The sequence below is a fragment of the Pseudoroseomonas cervicalis ATCC 49957 genome, assembly GCF_000164635.1.
In the GTDB taxonomy this organism is placed as follows: Bacteria; Pseudomonadota; Alphaproteobacteria; order Acetobacterales; family Acetobacteraceae; genus Pseudoroseomonas; species Pseudoroseomonas cervicalis.
This window is the reverse complement of sequence record NZ_GG770783.1, coordinates 1-4,790: the sequence shown is the minus strand read 5'-3', so window position 1 is coordinate 4,790 and position 4,790 is coordinate 1. Positions and strand designations below refer to the sequence as shown.

General features: G+C 72.3%; 5 protein-coding genes. 4 read left to right on the top strand and 1 reads right to left on the bottom strand.

Features of this window, described 5'->3' with window-relative positions; translation table 11 throughout:
• A partial coding sequence (locus HMPREF0731_RS17355) for a LacI family DNA-binding transcriptional regulator (RefSeq protein ID WP_007005488.1) occupies positions 1-666 on the bottom strand: 666 nt, incomplete at its 3' end.
• Between the two features lie 224 nt (positions 667-890).
• Here HMPREF0731_RS17355 and HMPREF0731_RS17350 point away from each other — a divergent pair.
• From HMPREF0731_RS17350 to HMPREF0731_RS17335, 4 genes are all read left to right on the top strand, one after another.
• Complete coding sequence (locus HMPREF0731_RS17350; protein WP_007005486.1) at positions 891-2,174, top strand: 3-isopropylmalate dehydratase large subunit; 1,284 nt, start codon at positions 891-893, stop codon at positions 2,172-2,174.
• On the top strand, positions 2,171-2,674 hold the full coding sequence (locus HMPREF0731_RS17345; protein ID WP_007005485.1) for a LeuD/DmdB family oxidoreductase small subunit: 504 nt from the start codon (positions 2,171-2,173) through the stop codon (positions 2,672-2,674). The genes HMPREF0731_RS17350 and HMPREF0731_RS17345 overlap by 4 nt, the downstream gene beginning before the upstream one ends.
• Before the next feature lie 64 nt (positions 2,675-2,738).
• Positions 2,739-3,626, top strand: coding sequence for an isocitrate lyase/PEP mutase family protein (locus HMPREF0731_RS17340; protein WP_007005484.1), 888 nt, complete (start codon positions 2,739-2,741; stop codon positions 3,624-3,626).
• A gap of 72 nt (positions 3,627-3,698) precedes the next feature.
• Complete coding sequence (locus HMPREF0731_RS17335; protein ID WP_007005483.1) at positions 3,699-4,724, top strand: Bug family tripartite tricarboxylate transporter substrate binding protein; 1,026 nt, start codon at positions 3,699-3,701, stop codon at positions 4,722-4,724.
• Positions 4,725-4,790 lie beyond the last annotated feature (66 nt).

The window sequence follows — 4,790 nt, the reverse complement described above, 5'->3', positions numbered from 1 at the left end:
CGGCTCGGGCAGGCCGGCGCGGCGGATCGCGGCGGCGAAGCTCTCGGCGCGCTCGGCGCTGGTCGAGCTGCCGGGATTGCCGAGGATGATCGCCGGGCGGCGGTGCCCGGCGCGCAGCAGGAAGCCGGCCAGCGCCTCGCCGGTCGCGCGGTTGTCGCAGGAGACGGCGCTGCCATGCTCGCGCGCCACGCGGTTGACCATCACCAGCGGCACGCCATTGGCGGCGCAGATGGCGGCGGCGCGCGAGGACAGCTCGGCCGAGGTGATCAGGCAGCCATCGACGCGGTATTGCAGCAGCGCCTCGGTCGTCGCGTCCTCGATCGGGCCGGGGCCGGCATGCAGCAGCAGCAGCCGGTGGCCGCGCGCGGCGGCCTGGGCCACGGCCTGCTGCATCAGCTCGGCATAGAAGGGGTTCTCGACCGGGCCGAGCACCAGCCCGATCAGCCCGGAGCGGCCGAGCACCAGGGTGCGCGCCAGGATGTTCGGGGTGTAGCCGGCCTCGGCGGCCAGCGCCGCGATGCGCGCGCGCATCTCGGGCGAGATGCGCGGATCGTCCTTCAGCGCGCGGGAGACGGTGGAGGCGGCGACGCCGGCGCGCTGCGCCAGGGCCTGCAGCGTGACCCGCCCGGCGGGCCAGGAAGGCGGGGCGGGGGGCGTCTCGTCCATGGCGCGGCGATAGCATGGGGAGGCGAGGCCGTGCAAACGATGCTGCGGATGCACAGCAGGCTGAATCCGCTTTACTCGCGAATGATTCATGCTAGCGTTTGCGCATCACAAAGCCGGGCGGCCAAGCGCCCGGTGCGACGACAGGATGCAACGAGACCGGCCCAGGGCATGCAGCCAGGCCGGCCGAGAGGGGAGGGGTGCATGGCTGAGCGCCGCGCGCGGCGATGAGCGGCCGCGCCATCACGCAGAAGATCCTGGCCGCCCATGCGGTGGAGGGGGAGGCCGTGCCCGGCGCCATCCTCACCGTGCGGCCCGATGTCGTGCTGCTGAACGACGTCTCCGGCCCGCTGTCCTTCGAGCAGTTCGCGCTCATGGGCGCGGCGCGGGTCTTCGACCCCGAGCGCATCGTGCTGGTGGCCGACCATTTCGCCCCGGCCCCCGACGTCACCGCCGCCGGCGCCATCGCCATGACGCGCGATTTCGCGCGGCAGCAGGGCATCGCGCATTTCTACGAGCCCGGGCGCGGCGGCATCGAGCACACGCTGCTGGCCGAGCTCGGCATGATCGGGCATGGCGGCATCGTCTTCGGCGCCGACAGCCATACCTGCACGGCGGGGGCCTTCAACGCGCTCGGCATCGGCTTCGGCTCCACCGACCTCGCCGGGGCGCTGGCGCTGGGAAAACTCTGGATGCGCGTGCCCGACAGCATCCGCGTCGAGCTGAGCGGCACGCCCGGCGCCCATGTCACCGGCAAGGACGTGATCCTGGAGCTGATCCGCCGCATCGGCTCGGATGGCGCCGCCGATGCCTCGCTGGAATTCGGCGGGCCGGGCCTGGCCGCGCTCGGCATGGATGAGCGCATGGCGGTGGCCAACATGGCGGTCGAGGCCGGGGCCGATATGTGCGTCTTCGAGGGCGATGCGCGCTCGGCGGCGGACATGGCGGCGCGCGGCATGGCGCCGGTGCCGGCGGTGATGCCGGATGCCGGTGCCGTCTATCGCCAGCGCATCGCCATCGACCTCTCCGCGCTGCGGCCGATGGTGGCGCGGCCGCCCTCGCCGGCCTCCGGCGTCGCGGTCGAGGCGCTGCGCGGCCAGCGCGTGGACCAAGTCTATGTCGGCAATTGCTCGAACGGCACGCTGACCGATCTGCGCCAGGTGGCGGCGGTGCTGCGCGGCCGGCAGGTGGCGCCGGGGGTGCGCATGGTGGTGGTGCCGGCGACGCAGAAGATCTGGCGCGCCGCCCTGGCCGAGGGGCTGCTGGACACCATCGCCGCCGCCGGCGCGGCGATCTCCACCCCCACCTGCGGCGCCTGCTTCGGCGGGCATATGGGCATCCTGGCGGCCGGCGAGACGGCGATCGCCACCACCAACCGCAATTATCGCGGCCGCATGGGGCACCCGGACAGCCAGGTTTTCCTGGCGAATGCCTGGGTGGCCGCCGCCGCCGCCGTGGCCGGGGAAATCCGCCCGCCCGACGAGGTGATGGCGCTGGAGGTCGCGGCATGAGCGCGCTTCTCACCGGCCGCGTGCATCGCTTCGGCGACGAGGTGAACACCGACGTCATCCTGCCCGGCCGCTATCTGGCGCTGCGCAAGCCCGAGGAACTGGGCAAGCACTGCCTGGAGGGGCTGGACCCCGGCTTCGTGCAGCGGGTGCGCCCCGGCGACATCCTGGCGGTGGGGCGCAATTTCGGCTGCGGCTCCTCGCGCGAGCATGCGGTGATCGCGCTGAAGGCGGCCGGGGTCGGCGCCATCGTCGCGGTCAGCGCGGCGCGCATCTTCTTCCGCAACGCGGTCAATCTCGGCCTGCCGGTGCTGCTCTGCGCCGAGGCCGCCGCGGGCTTGCGCGAGGGGGAGGCGGCATCGATCGACCTCGACGCGCTGTCGGTGACGCAGGGGGAGGCCGCCTGGCAGGCGGCGCCGCTGGGCGCCGAGGTGCGCGCCATCCTGGCCGCCGGCGGGCTGGTGCCACGCGTGCGCCAGGCGCTGGCCGAGGCCGCCGCCTAGGTCGACCCCTTTTTGATCATCTGGCGTCCCGCCTCCCCACGTTCAGAACCCAACTGGAAGAAAAATGGCAGATAAGCGTTTGAGGGCCGCGCTGGCGGCGAAGCAGTTCGTCGTCGCGCCGGGCATCCACGACATGATCTCCGCCCGCATCGCCGACCGCATGGGGTTCAGCGCGCTCTACGCCACGGGCTATGGCACGGTGGCCTCGCATCTCGGCGTGCCGGATGCCGGCATCGCGACCTACAGCGACATGGTCTCGCGCATGGGGCGCTTCGCGCGCATGTCGAGCACGCCGGTGATCGCCGATGCCGACACCGGCTATGGCGGGCTGCTGAACGTGCGGCACACGGTGATGGGCTATGAGGAGGCGGGCATCACCGCCATCCAGCTCGAGGACCAGGAAGTGCCGAAGAAGTGCGGCCACACCCCGGGCCGCCGCGTCATCCCGGCCGAGGAGATGGCGCTGAAGATCGAGGTCGCCGTCGAGGCGCGCAAGAGCGAGGATTTCCTGATCATCGCCCGCACCGATGCGCGCACCAGCCTCGGGCTGGACGAGGCGATCCGCCGCGGCAAGCTGTACCGCAAGGCCGGCGCCGACATCGTCTTCATCGAGAGCCCGGAGACCGAGGACGAGATGAAGCGCATCGGCCAGGAGATCGACGCGCCGCTGCTGGCCAACAATGTCGATGGCGGCGGCCGCACGCCGATCCTCTCGGCCGAGACGCTGGCCGCCATCGGCTATGACATCGCCATCTATCCGGCGCTCGGTTTCCTCACGGTCGCGGCGGCGCTGGAGCGCTCCTACGCGCATCTGCGCGAGCACGGCGTGACGCATGGCCTGGGCGAGGAGGTCATCTACGATTTCGCGCGCATGAACGAGCTGATGGGTTTCCCCGAAGTGTGGGAGTTCGACCGCCGCTGGGCCCGGCCCGAGGCGCGCGCCGCCGAGTGAAGCGCCGGCGCGGCGGGTGGCAGGGCGCCCGCCGCGCCTCGCCTGATCCCTGAGCGAGTGAGGAACGTCCCAATGACAACAACGAAGAATCCGAATCTCCTGGGCCGCCGTGGTTTCGCGGGCGCCGCCGCCGGGCTGGCCATGGCGCCGCTGCTGGGCGGGCTGTCGCGCCCGGCGCTGGGCAACACCGCCGCCGCCGCCTGGCCCGACCGGCCGGTGCGCATGGTGGTGCCCTTCGGCGCCGGCGGCGCGGTGGACACGCTGGCGCGCAGCTTCGGCCAGCGCTTTCCCGAATTCGCCAATGGCCAGCCGCTGGTGATCGAGAACCGCTCCGGCGCCGGCGGCATGGTGGCGGGCGCCTATGTCACCGGCCAGCCGGCCGATGGCTACACGCTGATGATGGCCGATATCGGCGCCAATGCCATCGGCAAGCTGCTGAACCGCCAGCTCAGCTACGACCCGATGACCGGCTTCACCCCGATCATGCACGGCGCCAATCTGCACGCCGCGCTGGTGGCCAATCCGCAGGTGCCGCAGAAGACCGTCGCCGAGCTGATCGAGGCGGCGCGCGCCAAGCCGGACAGCCTGGTCTATGCCTCGGCCGGCGTCGGCAATGGCAGCCACCTGTTCATGGCGCTGCTGGAGCGGCAGGCGAAGATCAGCATGGTGCACATCCCCTATCGCAGCGGCTCGGAGACCGCGCTGGCGGTGATGCGCAACGAGACGCAGTTCTGCTTCCCGACGCTCTCTTCGGTGCTCGGCATGGTGCGCGGCGGGCAGCTGCGCGTCATCGCCATGGGCGGCGGGCCGTGCCCGCAGGCACCGGAGGCGCCGCTGCTGCGCGACACCATCCCCGGCTTCGATGTGGCCATCTGGTATGGCGTGGCCGCACCGCCGGGCATGAACCCGGCGCTGGCCGACCGCATCAACGAGGTGTTCAACCGCATCGCGGCGCTGCCCGAGGTGCGGCGCGGCGTCGAGGAGAACCAGGCCGGCAGCATCGTCGCCGGGCCGCGCCAGCAATTCGCCGAGTTCCTGAAGCGCGAGCATGATCGCTGGGCGCCGGTGATCCAGGAAGGCGGCATCCGCGTCGAGTGAAGCGACCCGGCCGCCGCCCGCTGGCCGGGCGGCGGCCCTCGCGCCTCAGCCGGCCAGGCCCCGGCC

What these genes read in the sequence shown, in the direction of transcription:
- HMPREF0731_RS17340 (WP_007005484.1), top strand. Translation starts at nt 2,739, where the DNA reads ATGGCAGATAAGCGTTTGAGGGCCGCGCTGGCGGCGAAGCAGTTCGTC.
- HMPREF0731_RS17350 (WP_007005486.1), top strand. Translation starts at nt 891, where the DNA reads ATGAGCGGCCGCGCCATCACGCAGAAGATCCTGGCCGCCCATGCGGTG.
- HMPREF0731_RS17335 (WP_007005483.1), top strand. Translation starts at nt 3,699, where the DNA reads ATGACAACAACGAAGAATCCGAATCTCCTGGGCCGCCGTGGTTTCGCG.
- HMPREF0731_RS17345 (WP_007005485.1), top strand. Translation starts at nt 2,171, where the DNA reads ATGAGCGCGCTTCTCACCGGCCGCGTGCATCGCTTCGGCGACGAGGTG.